The 524-nt window shown below is 62.0% G+C and carries 1 pseudogene; it reads right to left on the bottom strand.

Annotated elements, in window-relative coordinates:
* Positions 1-233 precede the first annotated feature (233 nt).
* Positions 234-524: pseudogene (locus tag EN893_RS37315) on the bottom strand (5'/3'-nucleotidase SurE); the annotation flags it as partial.

Below are 524 nucleotides of genomic sequence, written 5' to 3'. Positions count from 1 at the left end.
ACCGGCTGCTGCTCGGGTCTCGGCAGGCCATAGACCAGAAACGCCGCGATGAGCGCATGCAGGATCAGCGATGCGGGCAAAGCCCACAGCAGATGCCGCCGCCGTTCTCCTGTCTCGCCCTTCATCCTCACCGATGTGGAATGAAATAGCGGCGGCTTCAAGCATAGGTGGTGGATTGGCTTGATTTAACCGCTGACAGGTTGGTGATCGGATGACGACGCGCAGACCCCAGGTCAGCCAGTTTGCCGCTGGCGCGGGATCCCGTCCAGAAACCGTTCGTCCAGCCGTGTCTCGCCAAACCAGTTCAGCCGGTTGATGCTGATGAAGCCGGCATCGATCGCCTCGTTTTCGTCACCCGGCTGGCTGTCATGGGCCCGACCGCGCGGCACGGTGATGACTGTATGATCGCCATCGCTTTCCACGATCTCGGCCTTGCGAGCGATCTTGTCGCGACCGATGCGCGGCTGCCGGATTTCGGCCGGCAGCAAGGTCGGCAGGTTGATGCTCAGCCAATGACCCTCAGC

The organism is Mesorhizobium sp. M7A.F.Ca.CA.004.04.2.1, assembly GCF_004022825.1.
Lineage (GTDB): Bacteria > Pseudomonadota > Alphaproteobacteria > Rhizobiales > Rhizobiaceae > Mesorhizobium.
Note: the sequence above shows the minus strand (reverse complement) of the source record. Positions and strands in the feature narration are given on the sequence as shown.